Origin of the sequence: Kitasatospora sp. NPDC053057 (genome assembly GCF_044546945.1) — a bacterium.
Lineage (GTDB): Bacteria > Actinomycetota > Actinomycetes > Streptomycetales > Streptomycetaceae > Kitasatospora.
This window is the reverse complement of the sequence record NZ_JBITZP010000035.1, coordinates 1-15,194: the sequence shown is the minus strand read 5'-3', so window position 1 is coordinate 15,194 and position 15,194 is coordinate 1. Positions and strand designations below refer to the sequence as shown.

Below are 15,194 nucleotides of genomic sequence, written 5' to 3'. Positions count from 1 at the left end.
GTTGAGCAGGACCCACCTCATGAGCCGTCCCCCCGCCCGGCGATCGGGCCAGCAGGTCTTCGTCCTTCTCGAAGACCCCGACCGGCGGGACGAGTTCTTCGTCCTCCTCGTCGACCCCGCTTACCGGGACGGCATGACCCTGCCCGGCGGCAGCGCCGAGCAGGACGAGCTCCCCCACCTCGCCGCCCGCCGCCACCTCGAAACGGAGACCGGGCTCGTCCTGGGGCTGCGAACGGTCCTCACCATCGACTACGTGCCCGCCGCCGAGTTCCCCGAGGGCGTCAACTTCGTGTACGCGGGCGGGATGATCACGCCCCGACAGGCCGAGACCGTCCGCCGCCACCAGCCGCCGGCCGACATCCGCGGCCTCCACTGGGTGCCCCAGTCCAAGCTGCGCGACGTCATGGCCGACGACCAGTACCGGCGCGTCGAGGACGCCTGGGACGCCTGGGAGCACGGCGCCGGCCTCCCGCTCCTCATCCAGGGCGTTCCGGTCCCGGTGAGCTGGCCTGTACCGGGATGCCCGGGTTAAGCGATGGTCACGACCACGGCCGTGGCCGTGACCATGACCGGGGTGCCGGCGAGCTCCCCGGCATCCGCCGACACCGTCCAGCAGCAACCGGCCCCGGTCGACCGCTGGAAGTTCAACCAGGCCTCCAGGCCGGCGTGACGATACTGCTGACCACGGGCTCCACCGCCCACCTGGAGGCGGCCCTGGATGCGGGTCTGGCCCGGCTGTGGGAGGCGCGGCCCGTCGCCTGACGGCCGGGGCTGATGGTCTGGACCAGGCCGGAATTGTGGCGAGGGACACGCCGCGCAGCCCTGGTCGTGAGAAGGCTCACCCGTGGCGGGCGAGCGGGCCGGCGGGCGGCGATGGCGCCCATGAGGACTGGGCAGGCCGTGGTTCGGCATGGGCGAAGGCCCTGTCCGCTTCGGGACCAAGGTCATCAATCCGATTGACCTTCGGCCCGGTGGTGACCCCCACGGACCCGGGCAACCGTGGACGGTCGCCCGGTGTGATCGGGCGGTGGCGCCGTCCAGCGTGGGCGGCGTCGTTCCCTGCCGTCTACCCGGCGCACGGCGTGTGTGAAAAGCGCAGAGCCGTACGCTCCGGAGGACCCCGAAGCCCATGTCCCAGACCATCGACAACGCCCCGTATACCGCCTTCCACCGAAGGCTGGCCCTCGCCTGTTCCGGTGGGCCGCTGCTCGACGGCTACATCCTGAGCATCGTCGGCGTCGCCCTGATCGGGATGCGCCCCGACCTCGGCCTGTCCACCGCGGAGGTCAGCCTGATCGGCGCCGCCGCCCTGGTGGGCATGTTCGTCGGCGGCGCCCTGTTCGGCGTGCTGACCGACAAGATCGGCCGGGAGGTGATGTACACCGCCGACCTGCTGGTGATGGTCGCGTGCTCGGTGCTCTCCTTCTGGGTGGACGACGTGTGGGCGATCGTCGTGCTGCGCTTCGTGCTCGGCATGGCGGTGGCCGCCGACTACCCGATCGCCACCTCCCTGCTCGCCGAGTGGCTGCCTGCCAAGCACCGCGGGCGGCTGCTCGGCCAGCAGATCGTCGCCTGGTACGCCGGCTCGGTGCTCGCCTACGTGGTGGGCTACCTGTTCCTGGAGCTGGCCGGACCGGGCAGCTGGCGGTGGATGCTGGCCAGTTCCACCGTGCTGTGCGTGGTCTTCCTGGTGATCCGCCGCGGCTCGCCGGAGTCGCCGCGCTGGCTGGCCGCCAACGGGCGGGTCGGCGATGCGGTGCGCGTGGTGGAGAAGCACCTCGGGGTGCGGGTGGACGGGCGCGAGCTGATGCCCGACCCGGCCGAACGCGCCCGGCGCAGCAGCGGGCTGCGGCTGCTGATGACCCCGCCCTACCGGCGCCGCACCCTGTTCTGCGGCCTGTTCTTCCTGTGCCAGGTGGGCCCGCTGTTCGCGATGCTGACCTTCGGCCCGCAGATCCTGTCCTCCTTCGGCATGCCCGGCGGCACCGTGATGGAGACCCTGGGCACCGGGCTGATCAGCCTGGTCTTCCTGCTGGGCTGCTACCCGGCGCTGCGTCTGATCGACACCAAGGGCCGGCGCCCGGTCATCATCTGGTCCTTCGCGCTGATGGCCGTCCCGCTGGCGCTGCTGGGCGTGTGGCCCAGCGCCCCGGCCGCCGTGGCGCTGACCGCGCTGTGCGCGTACGCGTTCCTGTGCGGCGGGCCGAACGTGCTCGACTGGACCTACCCGAACGAGCTGTTCCCGACCGAGATCCGGGCCACGGCGGTGGGTGTGGCGACCTCGGTGAGCCGGATCGGGGCGGCGGTGGGCACCTACCTGCTGCCGCTGTCGCTGACCGGGCTGGGCACCGGGCCGACCATGCTGATCGCCGCCGGGACGACGGCTCTGGGGCTGCTGGTGTGCGTGCTGTGGGCGGAGGAGACCCGCGGCACGGCGCTGGGCGCGGCGCCGGCCGCCGGCCGTACGGCGGCGGCCAAGGCGCCGGCCGTCCCGGCGCAGCGCGTGCCGCAGACGGCGCGCGGCTGACGGCTGACGCGTGAGCGGCGCCGCCCGGGGGCCCGGGCGGCGCCGTCGTCGGTTCACCAGGGCTCGGAGTCCTTGACCCGGGGGTCCAGCGGGTGCCAACGGGTAGTTCGGCAGGTCACAGCGCCCGGCCGGACGCCCATTGAAAGTACCGTCCTGTGCAACTATTGTTCAGACATATAAAGCGCATCAGCAAGCGCCTGCGTCCTGGCGCCGCCGATCCCACGGGAGTCCGACATGAGCACCACCCTCTTCACCCCGTACACCCTGCGGGAGCTGACCGTCCCCAACCGGATCTGGATGCCGCCGATGTGCCAGTACAGCGCCGCACCCGCGGGCGAGGCCGCCGGGGTCCCCCACGACTGGCACTACACCCACCTCGCGGCGCGGGCCGCCGGCGGCACCGGGCTGATCATCACGGAGGCCACCGCGGTCAGCCCCGAGGGGCGCATCAGCCCGTACGACCTCGGCCTGTGGAACGACACCCAGATGGAGGCCTTCCGCCGGATCACCGCCTTCCTCAAGGAACAGGGCACCGTCCCCGTCGTCCAGCTCGGCCACGCCGGGCGCAAGGCCTCCACCGAGCGGCCCTGGATCGACCGCGGGCGCGCCCTGGCCCCCGACGAGGAGCACGGCTGGACCCCGGTCGGCGCCAGCGCCCTGCCCTTCTCTCCCGGCCACACCACGCCCGAGGAACTGACGGTCGATCAGATCCGTGAGATCGTCGGCAAGTTCGCCGCCGCCGCCCGGCGCGCGCTGGAGGCCGGCTTCCAGGCCGTCGAACTCCATGGCGCCCACGGCTACCTGATCCACCAGTTCCTCTCCCCGCAGAGCAACCACCGCACCGACGCCTACGGCGGCTCCTTCGAGGGCCGCATCCGCTTCGCGCTGGAGGTCGTCGACGCGGTGCGCGCGGTGTGGCCCGAGGAGCTGCCGCTGTTCTTCCGCGTCTCGGCGACCGACTGGCTCACCGAGAACCCGCAGGACGGTCGCGAGGGCTGGACCTCCGAGGACACCGTCCGCCTCGCCAAGGAGCTCCAGGCGCACGGCGTGGACCTGCTGGACGTCTCCACCGGCGGCCTCGTCCCCGACGCCCGGATCGACGCCGCGCCCGGCTTCCAGGTGCCCTTCGCCGAGGCGGTGCGCACCGAGGCCGGGCTGCCGGTGGCGGCCGTCGGCCTGATCACCGACCCCGCCCAGGCCCAGGACATCCTCACCTCCGGCCGGGCCGACGCCGTCCTGGTCGGCCGCGCGCTGCTGCGCAACCCGTTCTGGGCCCGCCACGCGGCCGTCGAGCTGGACGGCGAGGTCCACTCCCCCATCCAGTACCACCGCGCCTGAGCGCGGCTGCCCCCGTGCGGCCGCGGCCGCTGCCGGCACTGGTCCCGACCGCACGCGACGACGCTCGGCGGCGCTCGGTGAACCACTGGCGCGAAGCCGGGGCCGAGGGCGCCGCAGGACGGTGTCCTGCGGCGCCCTTCCACCTTTTCGCTCCCACCGGGTCAACGGCCTTGGAGGCTCCGCCGGTTCATGGCCGGAGGGATCGAATCCGTTGACGGCGGGTCAGGAGTTGCCGCGGCCCAGGAAGTGGCCGGCGGTGGTGGCGCTGGTGGAGCGGCGGTCGTGCGAGGCGTCCTCGACGACGTGGATCATGCTGCTGTCCGGGTCCATGCCGCGGTCCTTGGCCCAGCCGCTGACCAGGTGGGTCATCTCGTTGTTGGCGTCCAGGTAGGTGTCGGAGATCTTGACGTTGGCGGCGCTGTTGTTGGCGTCCTTCATCTGGTTGTCCCAGTCGAAGGCCCAGGTGTCGACCAGGCGTTGGGCGCTGTCGCCGACCCACGGGATGGGGGTCAGCGGTGCGCCGATGATGTGGTCGGCGACCTTGGCCTTCCAGTCGGCCTGGAGGTTGGCGTCGTCGCGCTGGCCCATGGCGACGTCGGCGCGGATCGCGTCGTAGACGCCGAGGCTCGCGGCGCCCTTGTTCATCACGTCCTGGATGTCGTTCTGCGAGGGGTTGGGCCCGATCGAGGACAGCTCCTGGGCGATCTTGGCGCTTTCGGCCTGGTGCAGGGTGGCGTAGGCGTCGGGGTTGTCGGACAGTCCGCGCATGACGCGCACCAGGCTGTCCTCGCCGACGCCCATGTGGACGGTGCCGTTGGCGTCGGTCCACACCGTGCTGCCGTGGTCCATGTACTGGGAGTTGCGGCCGTTGAAGATCTCGTGGGTGTCGTTGGTGTAGTCCGCCAGGGCGTTGGCCAGCGGCTGGCGCAGGTTGGCGTTGATCTTGTTGCCGCCCTGGCCCTCGTCCAGGGTGGTGACGGTGTCGTGCATGATCCGGGCCTGGGCGTCGGTGTGGTGGCCGCTGTGCGGGGCGCCGGCCGGCTGGCCGGTGGTGGCGGCCTCCAGGGCCGCGCCCAGGCCGCTCTGGGACAGCGGGTCGGGCATCTTGACCACGCCGGCGTAGGCGTTGGCGACCCAACCGTCCGGCCACTTGCGGTCCTTGAGCAGGTAGTGCAGGTGCTGGTTGCCGCCGCCCGAGTTCGGGTCCAGGTAGGCGGTGGCGGCATCGGGCTCGCGGCCCATGATCGCGAGCACGTTGTCCAGCGGGTCGGCGCCGAGCGCGTCGCCGCTGTGGCTGGCCTTGTAGCTCCAGGCGTCGGGGTGCTTCTTCTCCGTCTCGGTGATGTCGTCGGCGAGGTCGCCGAGCATCGGGGCGGAGTACTTGGCGTCGCCCTTGGTCATCAGGGTGGTGAGGACCTGGTAGCCGTACACCGGGTCGGTGTTGGAGCCGTAGTTCTTGTAGCCGGCGTCCTTCATGTTCTGGCGCCAGCGCCGGTAGAAGTCGGTGTTGGTGTCCTGGGTGGCGGAGGCCACCGCGTGGGTGAGGCCGCCCTGCAGGTCGGTGTAGGCGGCCTTCTTGTCGCCGCCGGGGCTGTTCAGCTGCTGGGCGAGCTTCATCAGGCCGTCCGGGCCGAGCCGGTCGAGCAGGCCCTGGGAGAAGGCGGGGTGGTCGGCCTTGTCCTTCATCAGGTCCTGCAGCTCGGTGAGCTGCTCCGGGGTGAGGCTGTCCAGGTTGGTGGCCAGGTCCGCGGCGCGCTGTGCGTCGCCGGCGTCGCCGCCGCCCATCGCCTTGCCGTTGAAGGTGGTGTCCAGCAGGACGCCGGCCTTGGAGACGTCGCGCAGGGCGGCGGCGATGCGCTGGTCGGCGCGGGTGGCGGCCTGGACGCCGGCCGTGATCGCCTTGGTCCACTTGTCGGCCGCGTCCTGGTAGGACTGCCGGGCCTCGGGGTCGTGGTGCAGCGCCTGGCGGGTCGCGGGGTCGAGCGTGCTCTCGTCGAACACGGCGGTGCCGGTGCCGGTGACCTTGAAGCCGTCCTTGACGGCGCCGTCGGCGGCGTCGCGGGTCTGCTTCTGGGCGGCGGCGAAGTCGGTGTGCGCCTCGTCGAGCAGCGAGGCCATCGCGTTGGCCTCGGTCTGGGCGTCGACGATCTGGCCCTTGGTGGCCAGCAGCGCCGTGTTGGCCAGGTTCGCCGTGTCGCCGGTCCACCACGGGCCGCCGCCCAGGCCGCTGCCGCCGCCCGTGAACAGGCCGCTGCCGCCGCCGATGCCGCTGCTGGCGCCGGTCCCGCCCAGGACGTCCTGCTCCATGGTGGTCTGCATGGTGTGGAAGCGCGTGGCCATCGCGCGCCACTGGGTGGCGGCGGCGCTCAGCGCGTCGGGGTTGGCGTTGAGTACGTCTTCGTATCCGAGCATGGTCACTGCACCTGGAAGGACTGGGCGATGGACTGGTTGGTGGCGCGGTAGTTGGCGCCGGTGCTCTGCATCGCGGCGGCGTTGGCGTTCAGCCGGCCGGTCAGCGCCTGGACCTGCTTGTGCCACTCGTCCAGCGAGTCCTTCAACGCCCCGGCGCTGTCCCAGCCCTTGAGGGCGCCGACGGCCGTGCCGGTGGCGTCGTCGGCGACCCCGCCCGCGCCGGGGCAGTCGTGGGCCAGGTTGGTCAGCGTGCCGTGCGCCTTGTCCAGCGCGCCGTGGTTGATCCCGAACCCGCCTGCTGGTGTGCTCATCCGTTGATCCCCCATGTGTGGTGACCCGATGGTGTGGTCACCGGGCGCCGATGATCGTAGATCCACCGGGCACCGGAATAGGCGCGGAATTGATCAGGGATTTGTCACCGTTTCGTCACCGCCCGGCGACACGAGGGCCGTTCGAGGGGGCGCGGGCCGCACGGTCCACGGCCCGTGGACCACCGCATCACGCCCCTCGACAACGGAGCACACACCCCCGGACCCGGTGCCCGCCCCGGGCATGACGTCCCGCGAGAAGGGGCCCCTCGCCCCCGTGGAGGGGGTGAGGGGCCCTGGTGGCGGGTCGGTCAGGCGAGCAGGTCGCACTGGAGGGTGACGACCTGGCGGAAGGCCGTGGCGGGCACCCCCCGGGGGTTGGTCATGGTGATGACGGCCACCACGTCCGAGGCCGACACGTACGCCACGCGCGTGGTCGGCACGCCCTTGCCGGCGGTCTCCTGGGAGTCCTTGCGGGTCACCTCGATGCCGTCGACGGTGTCCCAGCCGCCGCCGTCCGCGACCTTCGCGTCGGGGGCGGCCTTGAGCTGCAGCTCCGTACGCCCGCGGAAGTAGGTGTCCCGGGCCTCGCTCGGGGAGCCGAAGCGCAGCAGCCGGATCCGGGTCAGGGTGCCGTCGGAGGCCGTCCACTCCCGGGCGGTGGCCGCGCGGCACACGTTCTGCAGCAGCAGGCCGTGCAGCCTGGCCGGGTTCTGCAGCTCGGAGCCCATCGCCTCGCAGGCCACCCAGTCGGCCGGGGCTGTCGCGCCGGCAGCGGCGGACGCGGACGCCGTCGCGGAGGCCGAGGCGCTCGGGCTCGCCGAAGGGGTGCCGGAGGGCGCCGCCGTCGCGGAGGCCGAAGCCGAGGCGGTGGCGGTGGCGGGTGCGGTGGGCGGCGGGAAGACCGGCGGGTTCACCGAGCCGCCGGCCTCCTTGGGGGCGGGCAGCAGCAGGAGGCGCAGGTCCGCCTGGTGGAGGCCCTTGCTCTTGTCCTTCAGGTCCGGCGCCGCCTTGCCCGAGGGCAGCGGAGGCAGCGTCAGGGGCGGGAAGGTGTAGCGGCCGTCGTTGGCGGTGGCCAGGCCGGGGATGTCGGTGCGCTCGGGGGCGGTGACGGCCAGCGCGGTGCCGGTGCCCGCGAGGGCGAACACCAGGACGGCGCAGCCCCAGCGCACCGCGGCCCTACGGCGGCGGGTGCGGCGGGCGGCCTGCTCCTCCGGGGTCTGCGACGGCGCGAAGGCCTGGAAGGCGTCGGGCCGCGGGTCGTCGATCGTGATGGCGGCCCAGGGGTTCTCGTCGGCCCCGGAGGTGACGGGGGTGACGAGGGTCTGGTCGTGGGGCTCCGGCGCGGGCTGCGGCGCGGTGGCGTGGTCGGTCATACGGTCGCTCCGGGGCTGGCGAGGCGGTCGAGCTGCATGGTGTAGAGGCCGACGATCTTGTCCTTGGGCAGCGGTGCCACGCCCTCGACGCTCATGACCACCAGCAGGTCGCCCTCGGCGGCCGAGCACTCCAGGTAGTCGATCGGCGCGGACGGCGGCGCGGGCATCAGGTAGCAGTGCGCCTCGGGGTGGCCCGGGATCTGCGGGCCGGAGCGGAAGATGCCGGTGTCGCCGGTGAACACCGCGGTGTACTCGTTGATCCGTTGCACCTCCTGCTGGTTGAACTGGCGCAGCCGCAGCCCGACCACCAGGTTGTTGTCGCTGTTGCGGTAGGTGCGCACGCCGGTGCCCTTGACGTGCAGCCCCTCCCAGTAGGAGCGGAGCTTGTCGCGCTTGTCCTTGGGGACCTGCTGGAGCTCGGCGTCCAGCTCGTCCGATATCTGCCCGGGGCCGAGTTCGGTGTCGTTGCCGTAGCCGCCCTCGTCGGGGCCGGGTTCGAAGCCGGCCGGGACGGGCAGCAGCAGGTCGCGCAGCGAGCCGAAGTGGCTGCCGTTGGACTTGGCGCCGAACGGCGTGGGGGTGACCGTCGGGGCGGGGGCGCCGGTGGGGCCGGCGACGGCCGGGGCGGGGTCGTCGTACCGGGTCTTGATGATGCCGACGCCGATGACCACGCCCACCAGCGCGGCGGCCACCGTCGCGGCGCCCGCGCGCAGCAGACGGCGGGAGGCGGGGCGGGGCGCGGCGGGGGGCTGCTCGGGGGTGAACCCTGCGGTGGGCTCGGCGGGTTCGGGGGCGGGCGGGGCTTCCGGGGTGGCCGGGGCTTCCGGGGTGGCCGGGGTTTCGGGGGTGGCCGGCGGTGCGGTCACGGAGTCGTCGGTCATACCAGCCGCTCCCACTGCTGCTTGGCGAGGGCCTTGAGGTCCCCGGCGTCCACCGGCTTCGGGCTGAAGATCTCCACCTTCATCTGCACCGTGCCGCGCTGGGCGGTGGCGTGCCCGTAGTAGTACTGGTCCTCGGTGTCGGACCACTTCCTGGGCAGGAAGTCCACGCTGTAGCCGCCGTTGGCGTCGCCGGCGAAGGGCATCCCGGGGGTGGCCTCGGCCTGGTCGATGTGCTCGGGGGTGTACTGGGTGAGCGAGACGCGGTAGCGGATGTCGTCCTTCATCCAGTCCACCTCGGCGGCGCGCCGGAAGCCGGAGGAGGCCAGGTCCTTGAAGATCAGGGCCGCATCGCCCTTGCGCTCGGCCAGTTCACCGATCGACATCCAGCTCGGCGCGTCCGGGTAGTCGCCCCAGGCGCCGCTGCCCGACGGGGCGCTGACCAACAGCTTGCGCAGGTCGCCCTCGATGACCGGCGGCGCGGGCTGCTCGGCGGCGAGGGCGGCCGGGTCGACCACCTCGGCCGGGTAGGCCGGCAGGGCCACCTGCAGCGGCGGCAGCGGCGTGGGCGGGCGCCCGGCCTGGATCGCGTAGCCGACGCCGCCACCGGCCAGGACGCCGACGACCAGCGCGCAGACGGACAGCAGCACCGGGCGGGGGCGGCGCGGGGCGCGCGGCGCGGACTCGGGGCCGGCGGACAGCAGGTCGGCGGCGTAGCCGTCCGACTCGCCCGCGGCGGAGGGCTCCTGGTGCGGCGCCGGCTCAGGCGTCTCGGCGGTCGCACCCGGGACGGGCGGCACCGGCGGGACGGGGGGCACGGGCGGCACGGGCGGCACGGGAGGTTCACCCGGCACCGGCGGCACGGGAGGTACCGGGGGTACGGGAGGTACCGGGGGTACGGGCGGCAGCGGCGGTTCGGCCGCCGCGGCGGGCTCGGCCGACGCGGACGGCGGCTGCTCGGGTTCGGTGGTCACGGAAGTGGCTCCAGAGGAGGAAGGGAGGTCGACGTCGTGGGGCGGGCGCGGGCGCGGGCTCAGCCGCCGGAGGCGAGCCACTCGCGCTGGCGCTTCATCAGGTCGTTCAGCAGCGCCTTGTCCGGCGTGCCCTTGACGTCGACGTCGACGGTGTACTGGACGTCGCCCTGGCTGGAGATGCCGGTCATCGAGCCGGTGTACGCCTCGTGCTTGGGCTTGCGGCGGAAGCCGTGGGCGTTGGGGTCGCCGTCGATGTCGATCGGCTCCTGCGACTTGATCGTGTAGCCCTGGACGAACCTGCTCGCCATGTCGGCGGAGCTGAAGTGCAGCAGGGTGACGGTCACTTCGGCCTTGCCGTCGGCCGTCCGGTAGGTGCGGGTCGCCCCGTCCCGGTAGCCGAGCCGGTTGAGGATGGTGTCGATGTCGTCCGGCTTGCCGAAGATCTCGGAGACGTCGTCGCGGGTCATCGTCATCCCGTCCGCGGGCCCGTAGGACTCGCCGCCGGCGGGGATCGGGAGCAGGAAGTAGCGCAGGTCGCCCTCGTGCTTGCCGTCGCTGACCGTGCCCTTGACGGTGCTGGCCGGGGCGGGCTCGCTCGGGACGACGGTGGGCACCGGGACGGCGGAGGGCGTCGCGCTCGCGCTCGCACCGGCGCTCGGCGAGGCGGCGGCGGCGGTGGCGCGGGGTGCGGGCGCGGCGGCCGGGCGGGTGTCCGGCTTGCCGACCGCGACGGTCACCGCGGCGCTGGCCGCCGTGACGGCGAGCAGTCCGGCGGTGGCCAGCGCGACGCCGACGGCGCGCGGCAGGCGGCGCGGGGCCTGGGCCGGGTCAGGCGCGGGTGCGGGCAGGGGCACGGGCGCGGGCGCGGGCGCGGGCGCGGGCACGGCAGCTGCTTCCGGCGCGGCTGCGGGCTCCGGTGCGGCTGCGGGTACGGCAGCCGGTTCCGTCACCGCAGCCGGCTCCGGCGGCGGATCGGTGAAGGCGGCGCTCTCGTTCTCGGGCGCGGACAAAGGACTCCCCCCAAGGGAAACGTGGGATTTTCACACGCGGGCCACTGTCGGATTCCGCTCCCCCAGCGGCTCTCCGGACCGTCCGTCACGTGTCTCAGCAGGCATTATGAGAGTCGGATGACATTCACGCCAACGAAAACAACCACCGCACTCCCACCCAATGGTTGATGAAATGGACACTCCGTGATCCAACCGCAACAGGCGGACCCGCCCGGGTGGACGCTCCGGCCGTGACGACGTGTCGTGCGGCTCCGGCTTGAGTTGGAGTGCACTCCAAGTCCTACGGTTCATGCCGTGGTCACGGCCGGACGGCCGGGACCAGGGCACGAGCACGAGTACGGGTACGAGGAGAGGACAGGCGCCATGGGTGTTCCCGCGAAGGAGGCCGGGCAGCGGCAGGAGCGTTTCGACCGGGGCATGGAGATGCTCACCCGGGTCGACGGCGAGGGCGGGCAGCGGGTGGTGGAGGCGCTGGCCGACATCAACCCCGAGCTGGCCCACCAGACTGTCGCCTGGGGCTTCGGCGAGATCTACAGCCGCCCCGAACTCGCCCCGCGCGACCGGCAGTTGGTGACCCTGGGGATGCTCACCGCGCTGGGCGGCTGCGAGCCGCAGCTGGAGGTGCACATCAACGCCGCCCTCAATGTCGGCCTCACCCCCACCGAGGTCACCGAGGCCCTGCTGCACTCCGCCGTGTACTGCGGGTTCCCCAAGGCGCTGAACGCGACCTTCGTCGCCAAGAAGGTCTTCGGCGAGCGCGGCCTGCTCCCGGTCACGGCGCACTGACGCCGCGCCGGGCGCGGTGCCCCGGCCGTCCTGGACTCAGGGCCGTCCTGGACTCAGGGCCGTCCTGGGCTCAGAGCTTGGACTCGTAGGCGAACACGGTCTTGATGACGGGACTCTGCAGCGGGGTCAGCAGGTCGACGAGCTGCTGGCGGTCGGTGGCGCGGCCGTCGGACCACTGGCCGAGGGAGACGAGCATCGCGCGGCCGGCACTGCTGAAGGCCTGGACCATGCCGCTGTCCGGCGGGAGGGTCCGCAGCCCGGAGGCGGGCGGCGGGGCCTGCGCGCCGACCTCGAAGTCCTCGAAGTGCATGGACAGTCGGGTGACCAGGTCGACGGCCTCCATGGGGTCCTTCATCGTGAACACCGCCAGATTGAACTGGTCGTCCTGGGCGTCCTTGTAGAGGGCGACCTGCTCGCCCACGCAGCCCTTGCCCGCCCTGATCATGGCGATCAGCCCGGGGGCGACCGAGTCCGGCTCGGTGCACGAGGGCAGGGCGGCGGAGGCGACCCTGGTGTAGACGGCGCCGGAAGCCGCCTTCACCTCGGCGGGGAAGACCTGGTCCAGCGGTATCGGCGGACGGCCCGCGGCGGCGGCCGGGGTGCCCGGGGCGGCGGAGGCCGTCGGGGTGGGGCTGGTGAGGGCTGCGAGGGGGGCCGCGGTGGTCGGGGCGGCGGTGTCCGCGGCGGGCTGCAGGACCTTGAAGCCGATGAGGGTCAGGGCGGCGGCGCCGAGGGCCAGGGCCGCGTTGCGCGGCCAGACCCGCTTGGGCCCCGGTTCGGCGGCCAGGAGCAGCGCCTCCTTCTCCGCGGCCACGGTCTGCACGAACTCGTTCCACTGCTCGTCATCGGTCTTGTCCTGGCCCGGGCCCGGGTCGTCGTTTCGCATACCGACATACGGTAGTGATCACGACTGACACATCCCGCCACCAGATGGTCACATCTTGATCAACTTGTGCCGTCCGGGCCCGCCCGCACCGGCCTGGGCGGAACGGCCGCGCCGTGGCTCGCCAAGCGCGAACCGCTGCCGGAGTGGGTGGCCCGGGCCGAGGACGAACCCCCCGCGCGGAAGGGGAGTTGAGACGGCCGGCCGGGGCCGTGAGGGGCGGATCAGGGCGGCGGTGGCGGTGTTGAGGACGAAGGCTGGTCGATGCCCCCGAAGGTGCGCCGGTAGGCGCCGGGGGTGGTGCCGAGCGCGGCGTGGAAGCGGCGGCGCAGGTTGACGGCGGAGGCCAGGCCCACCCGGGCGGCGACGGCCTCCACCGGCAGGTCGGTCTGCTCCAGCAGGGCGCGGGCGGCGTCGATGCGCCGGGCCAGCAGCCACTGGCCGGGGCTGGTGCCGAGCTGCTCGGTGAAGCGCCGGGCCAGGGTGCGGCCGGACAGGCCGGCGCGGGCGGCCAGGTCGTCCAGGCTCAGCCGCTCCCCCAGCCGTTCCTGGGCCCATTCCAGCAGCGGGGCCAGCGACTCGTCCGCGCGGGCGGGCGCCGGGGCGGCGGCGTACTGCAGCTGGCTGCCCTCGCGGTGCGGGGGCAGCACCATGTGCCGGGCGACCTGCGCGGCGTAGGCGGCGCCGTGGTCGCGGCGCAGCAGGTGCAGGCACAGGTCGATGCCGGCGCCGGAGCCGGCGCTGGTGGCGACGTCGCCGTGGTCGACGTACAGCACGTCCCGGTCGACCTCCAGGGCCGGGTGCTGGGCGGCGAGTTGGGCGGTGCGGCCCCAGTGGGTGGTGGCACGGCGCCCGTCGAGCAGACCGGCCTGGGCGAGGACGAAGGCGCCGGTGCAGATGGAGACGATCCGGGCGCCGCGGGCGTGGGCGGTGCGCAGTGCGTCCAGGACGGCGGTGGGCGCGGGTGAGCCGGGCGGCTGCCAGCCGGGGACGACGACGGTGTCGGCCCGTTCCAGCGTCTCCAGGCCGTCCTGGACCAGCAGCGGGACGCCGAGGGTGGTGGGCAGCGGGCCGGGGGTCGCGGTGCACAGCGCGAAGTCGTAGTACGAGGGCAGTCCGGCGCGTTCGGTGCCGAAGGCCTCGGCGACGCAGGCGAGTTCGAACGGTGCCTGGGGTGCGCCGAGCAGGGCCACCACCCGGTGGCGGGGTGCTTTCACGGCAGGGGCGTTCATGGCAGGGGCGTTCATGGCAGGAATGTACCTGAGGATGTCTTTCCGGACACTGGGGCGGCGGGGGCCTGGGCGGCCACAGTGGGGGCATGGACGAGAACGACGCACTGAAGACGACCCTGCTGGCCGAGGACGTGGAGCCGGTCGAGGTCGGGCCGGGGATCCTGCGGCGGCGGCTGACCGCCACCGGGTACGCCCGTGCCTGGCTGATCGACTTCGCGCCGGGCAGCCGGTGGCCGGAGGTCGACGTGCACGACACCGAGGAGCGGTACTTCGTGCTCAGCGGCGAGGTGATCGAGGGCGAGGAGCGCCACCCGGCGGGCAGTTACGTGGTGTTCGCGCCGGGCAGCCGGCACCGGCCGCGCACCGAGACCGGCGCGCGGATCCTGGGGATCACCCTGGCCGGCGCCTGACGGGGCGCCGGCCGGTCGTGACGATGTCGCGGCCTTGTCACCGTCGGGGAGGAGGCCTGGCCACGGGGGCCGGGCGGCCCGAGGATCGGGTACCGGACGGTGGTGGGGCCGCGACGCCGGGGGGCGGGGCTGATGGGGACGGGAGCGGCGGGGGCGGGGCCGGTGCGGCCGTGCGTGGCGGTGGCCGTGGCGGCGGTGGCGACGCTGGCGCTCGCGGGCTCGGCGGCGGTGTGGCAGTGGTCGCAGGACGAGCCGGTGGGCGGGTGGCTGTGGTGGCTGTGCGCCGGCGCGGCGGCGGTGGCCCTGGCGGCGTCCGCCGTGCTGCGCGGTCGCGATCCGCGGGCGCCCGTCGGGATGGGCACGCGGGCGGTGGGGTCGCTAACTGCGCTCGAATAAGTGTTCATGAGTGTCTTTCAGGTGTCATGAGTGTTGTATGTTCTTGTGTATGAACCTGACGGAATGGGCACGCGCACAGGGGGTCGCGCCGCGTACTGCGTACCGCTGGTTCCGTGAGGGCACGTTGCCGGTCCCTGCGGAACGAGTGGGGCCGCGCACGATCCTGGTGAACATCGACGCGAACACCTCACGCACCGTGAGCGGCGGTGTGGGCTTGTACGCCCGTGTCTCCTCCCACGATCAGAAGGCTGACCTGGAGCGGCAGACTGCACGGTTGTCGGCGTGGGCAGCGAAGGCCGGTCACAAGGTCGTCCGGGTCGAGTCCGAGATCGCCTCGGGCGTGAACGGCTGCCGTGCGAAGGCGAAGCGGCTGCTGGCCGACCCGAAGGTGACCACGGTCGTGGTCGAGCACAAAGACCGGCTCGGCCACATGAACGTCGAACTGGTCGAAGCGGCGCTGTCCGCGACCGGGCGCCGCCTGGTGGTGCTCGATGACGGTGAGGTCGAAGACGGCCTGGTCCGCGACATGGTCGAGGTGCTGACATCGTTCTGTGCCCGCCTGTACGGCCGCCGGTCGGCGAAGAACCGGGCGAGGAAGGCGCTTGAAGCGGCGGCTGCCGATGACTGAGTCGAAGAAGAAGCAGCTCCGCACGATCGAGGAGCC

Annotated in this window: 16 protein-coding genes; 8 read left to right on the top strand and 8 right to left on the bottom strand. The window is 73.0% G+C overall.

The annotated features are described in order from the left end of the window. The first annotated feature begins 19 nt into the window (after nt 1-19). The 4 genes from ACIG5E_RS29325 to ACIG5E_RS29310 all read left to right on the top strand — a co-directional run bounded on the left by ACIG5E_RS29325 (nt 20) and on the right by ACIG5E_RS29310 (nt 3,865). Nucleotides 20-532, top strand: a complete 513-nt coding sequence (locus ACIG5E_RS29325) for an NUDIX domain-containing protein (protein WP_396538376.1) — start codon at nt 20-22, stop codon at nt 530-532. Nucleotides 533-535: 3 nt separating this feature from the next. Next, a complete protein-coding gene (locus tag ACIG5E_RS29320; RefSeq protein WP_396538374.1) occupies nt 536-670 on the top strand; it encodes a hypothetical protein in 135 nt (44 codons plus the stop codon). Between the two features lie 459 nt (nt 671-1,129). Further along, nucleotides 1,130-2,527 carry an MFS transporter gene (locus tag ACIG5E_RS29315; protein WP_396538372.1) on the top strand — a complete coding sequence of 466 codons (1,398 nt, stop codon included), beginning with the start codon at nt 1,130-1,132 and terminating at the stop codon, nt 2,525-2,527. A 234-nt stretch (nt 2,528-2,761) separates the two neighbouring features. Next, entirely contained in the window at nt 2,762-3,865 is a 1,104-nt protein-coding gene (locus ACIG5E_RS29310) for an NADH:flavin oxidoreductase/NADH oxidase (RefSeq protein WP_396538370.1), read from the top strand. 222 nt (nt 3,866-4,087) lie between these two features. Here ACIG5E_RS29310 and ACIG5E_RS29305 read toward each other — a convergent pair whose 3' ends face one another. The 6 genes from ACIG5E_RS29305 to ACIG5E_RS29280 all read right to left on the bottom strand — a co-directional run bounded on the left by ACIG5E_RS29305 (nt 4,088) and on the right by ACIG5E_RS29280 (nt 10,697). After that, on the bottom strand, nt 4,088-6,277 hold the full coding sequence (locus ACIG5E_RS29305; RefSeq protein ID WP_396538368.1) for a hypothetical protein: 2,190 nt from the start codon (nt 6,275-6,277) through the stop codon (nt 4,088-4,090). A 2-nt stretch (nt 6,278-6,279) separates the two neighbouring features. Continuing rightward, entirely contained in the window at nt 6,280-6,588 is a 309-nt protein-coding gene (locus tag ACIG5E_RS29300; protein ID WP_396538366.1) for a hypothetical protein, read from the bottom strand. A gap of 308 nt (nt 6,589-6,896) precedes the next feature. Continuing rightward, a complete protein-coding gene (locus tag ACIG5E_RS29295) occupies nt 6,897-7,961 on the bottom strand; it encodes a hypothetical protein (RefSeq protein WP_396538364.1) in 1,065 nt (354 codons plus the stop codon). Next, nucleotides 7,958-8,842, bottom strand: a complete 885-nt coding sequence (locus tag ACIG5E_RS29290; protein WP_396538362.1) for a hypothetical protein — start codon at nt 8,840-8,842, stop codon at nt 7,958-7,960. Before ACIG5E_RS29290 ends, ACIG5E_RS29295 begins: the two co-directional genes overlap by 4 nt. Then, nucleotides 8,839-9,666, bottom strand: coding sequence for a hypothetical protein (locus ACIG5E_RS29285; protein ID WP_396538360.1), 828 nt, complete (start codon nt 9,664-9,666; stop codon nt 8,839-8,841). The genes ACIG5E_RS29290 and ACIG5E_RS29285 overlap by 4 nt, the downstream gene beginning before the upstream one ends. 206 nt (nt 9,667-9,872) lie before the next feature. Further along, nucleotides 9,873-10,697, bottom strand: coding sequence for a hypothetical protein (locus ACIG5E_RS29280; protein WP_396538358.1), 825 nt, complete (start codon nt 10,695-10,697; stop codon nt 9,873-9,875). Nucleotides 10,698-11,186: 489 nt separating this feature from the next. Here ACIG5E_RS29280 and ACIG5E_RS29275 point away from each other — a divergent pair, with 489 nt between their 5' ends. Next, entirely contained in the window at nt 11,187-11,609 is a 423-nt protein-coding gene (locus ACIG5E_RS29275; RefSeq protein WP_396538356.1) for a carboxymuconolactone decarboxylase family protein, read from the top strand. Between the two features lie 70 nt (nt 11,610-11,679). On the opposite strand, the gene ACIG5E_RS29270 is transcribed toward ACIG5E_RS29275, so the two are convergent. Further along, nucleotides 11,680-12,495: a hypothetical protein gene (locus ACIG5E_RS29270; RefSeq protein WP_396538354.1), complete on the bottom strand. Its 816-nt coding sequence runs from the start codon at nt 12,493-12,495 to the stop codon at nt 11,680-11,682. A 221-nt stretch (nt 12,496-12,716) separates the two neighbouring features. Beyond that, nucleotides 12,717-13,739, bottom strand: coding sequence for a helix-turn-helix domain-containing protein (locus ACIG5E_RS29265; RefSeq protein WP_396538352.1), 1,023 nt, complete (start codon nt 13,737-13,739; stop codon nt 12,717-12,719). Between the two features lie 71 nt (nt 13,740-13,810). Here ACIG5E_RS29265 and ACIG5E_RS29260 point away from each other — a divergent pair, with 71 nt between their 5' ends. The 3 genes from ACIG5E_RS29260 to ACIG5E_RS29250 all read left to right on the top strand — a co-directional run bounded on the left by ACIG5E_RS29260 (nt 13,811) and on the right by ACIG5E_RS29250 (nt 15,158). Then, the gene (locus ACIG5E_RS29260; protein ID WP_396538350.1) at nt 13,811-14,134 is read left to right on the top strand and encodes a cupin domain-containing protein; all 324 of its coding nucleotides are present in this window, start codon (nt 13,811-13,813) and stop codon (nt 14,132-14,134) included. 132 nt (nt 14,135-14,266) lie between these two features. Beyond that, a complete protein-coding gene (locus ACIG5E_RS29255) occupies nt 14,267-14,530 on the top strand; it encodes a hypothetical protein (protein WP_396538348.1) in 264 nt (87 codons plus the stop codon). A gap of 49 nt (nt 14,531-14,579) precedes the next feature. After that, a complete protein-coding gene (locus tag ACIG5E_RS29250; protein ID WP_396538346.1) occupies nt 14,580-15,158 on the top strand; it encodes an IS607 family transposase in 579 nt (192 codons plus the stop codon). The last annotated feature ends 36 nt before the right edge of the window (nt 15,159-15,194 follow it).

Bases quoted from the DNA above. Each gene is read 5' to 3' on its own strand.
- ACIG5E_RS29325 (WP_396538376.1), top strand. From the start codon at position 20: ATGAGCCGTCCCCCCGCCCGGCGATCGGGCCAGCAGGTCTTCGTCCTT.
- ACIG5E_RS29320 (WP_396538374.1), top strand. From the start codon at position 536: ATGGTCACGACCACGGCCGTGGCCGTGACCATGACCGGGGTGCCGGCG.
- ACIG5E_RS29315 (WP_396538372.1), top strand. From the start codon at position 1,130: ATGTCCCAGACCATCGACAACGCCCCGTATACCGCCTTCCACCGAAGG.
- ACIG5E_RS29310 (WP_396538370.1), top strand. From the start codon at position 2,762: ATGAGCACCACCCTCTTCACCCCGTACACCCTGCGGGAGCTGACCGTC.
- ACIG5E_RS29305 (WP_396538368.1), bottom strand. From the start codon at position 6,277: ATGCTCGGATACGAAGACGTACTCAACGCCAACCCCGACGCGCTGAGC.
- ACIG5E_RS29300 (WP_396538366.1), bottom strand. From the start codon at position 6,588: ATGAGCACACCAGCAGGCGGGTTCGGGATCAACCACGGCGCGCTGGAC.
- ACIG5E_RS29295 (WP_396538364.1), bottom strand. From the start codon at position 7,961: ATGACCGACCACGCCACCGCGCCGCAGCCCGCGCCGGAGCCCCACGAC.
- ACIG5E_RS29290 (WP_396538362.1), bottom strand. From the start codon at position 8,842: ATGACCGACGACTCCGTGACCGCACCGCCGGCCACCCCCGAAACCCCG.
- ACIG5E_RS29275 (WP_396538356.1), top strand. From the start codon at position 11,187: ATGGGTGTTCCCGCGAAGGAGGCCGGGCAGCGGCAGGAGCGTTTCGAC.
- ACIG5E_RS29270 (WP_396538354.1), bottom strand. From the start codon at position 12,495: ATGCGAAACGACGACCCGGGCCCGGGCCAGGACAAGACCGATGACGAG.
- ACIG5E_RS29265 (WP_396538352.1), bottom strand. From the start codon at position 13,739: ATGAACGCCCCTGCCATGAACGCCCCTGCCGTGAAAGCACCCCGCCAC.
- ACIG5E_RS29260 (WP_396538350.1), top strand. From the start codon at position 13,811: ATGGACGAGAACGACGCACTGAAGACGACCCTGCTGGCCGAGGACGTG.
- ACIG5E_RS29255 (WP_396538348.1), top strand. From the start codon at position 14,267: ATGGGGACGGGAGCGGCGGGGGCGGGGCCGGTGCGGCCGTGCGTGGCG.
- ACIG5E_RS29250 (WP_396538346.1), top strand. From the start codon at position 14,580: ATGAACCTGACGGAATGGGCACGCGCACAGGGGGTCGCGCCGCGTACT.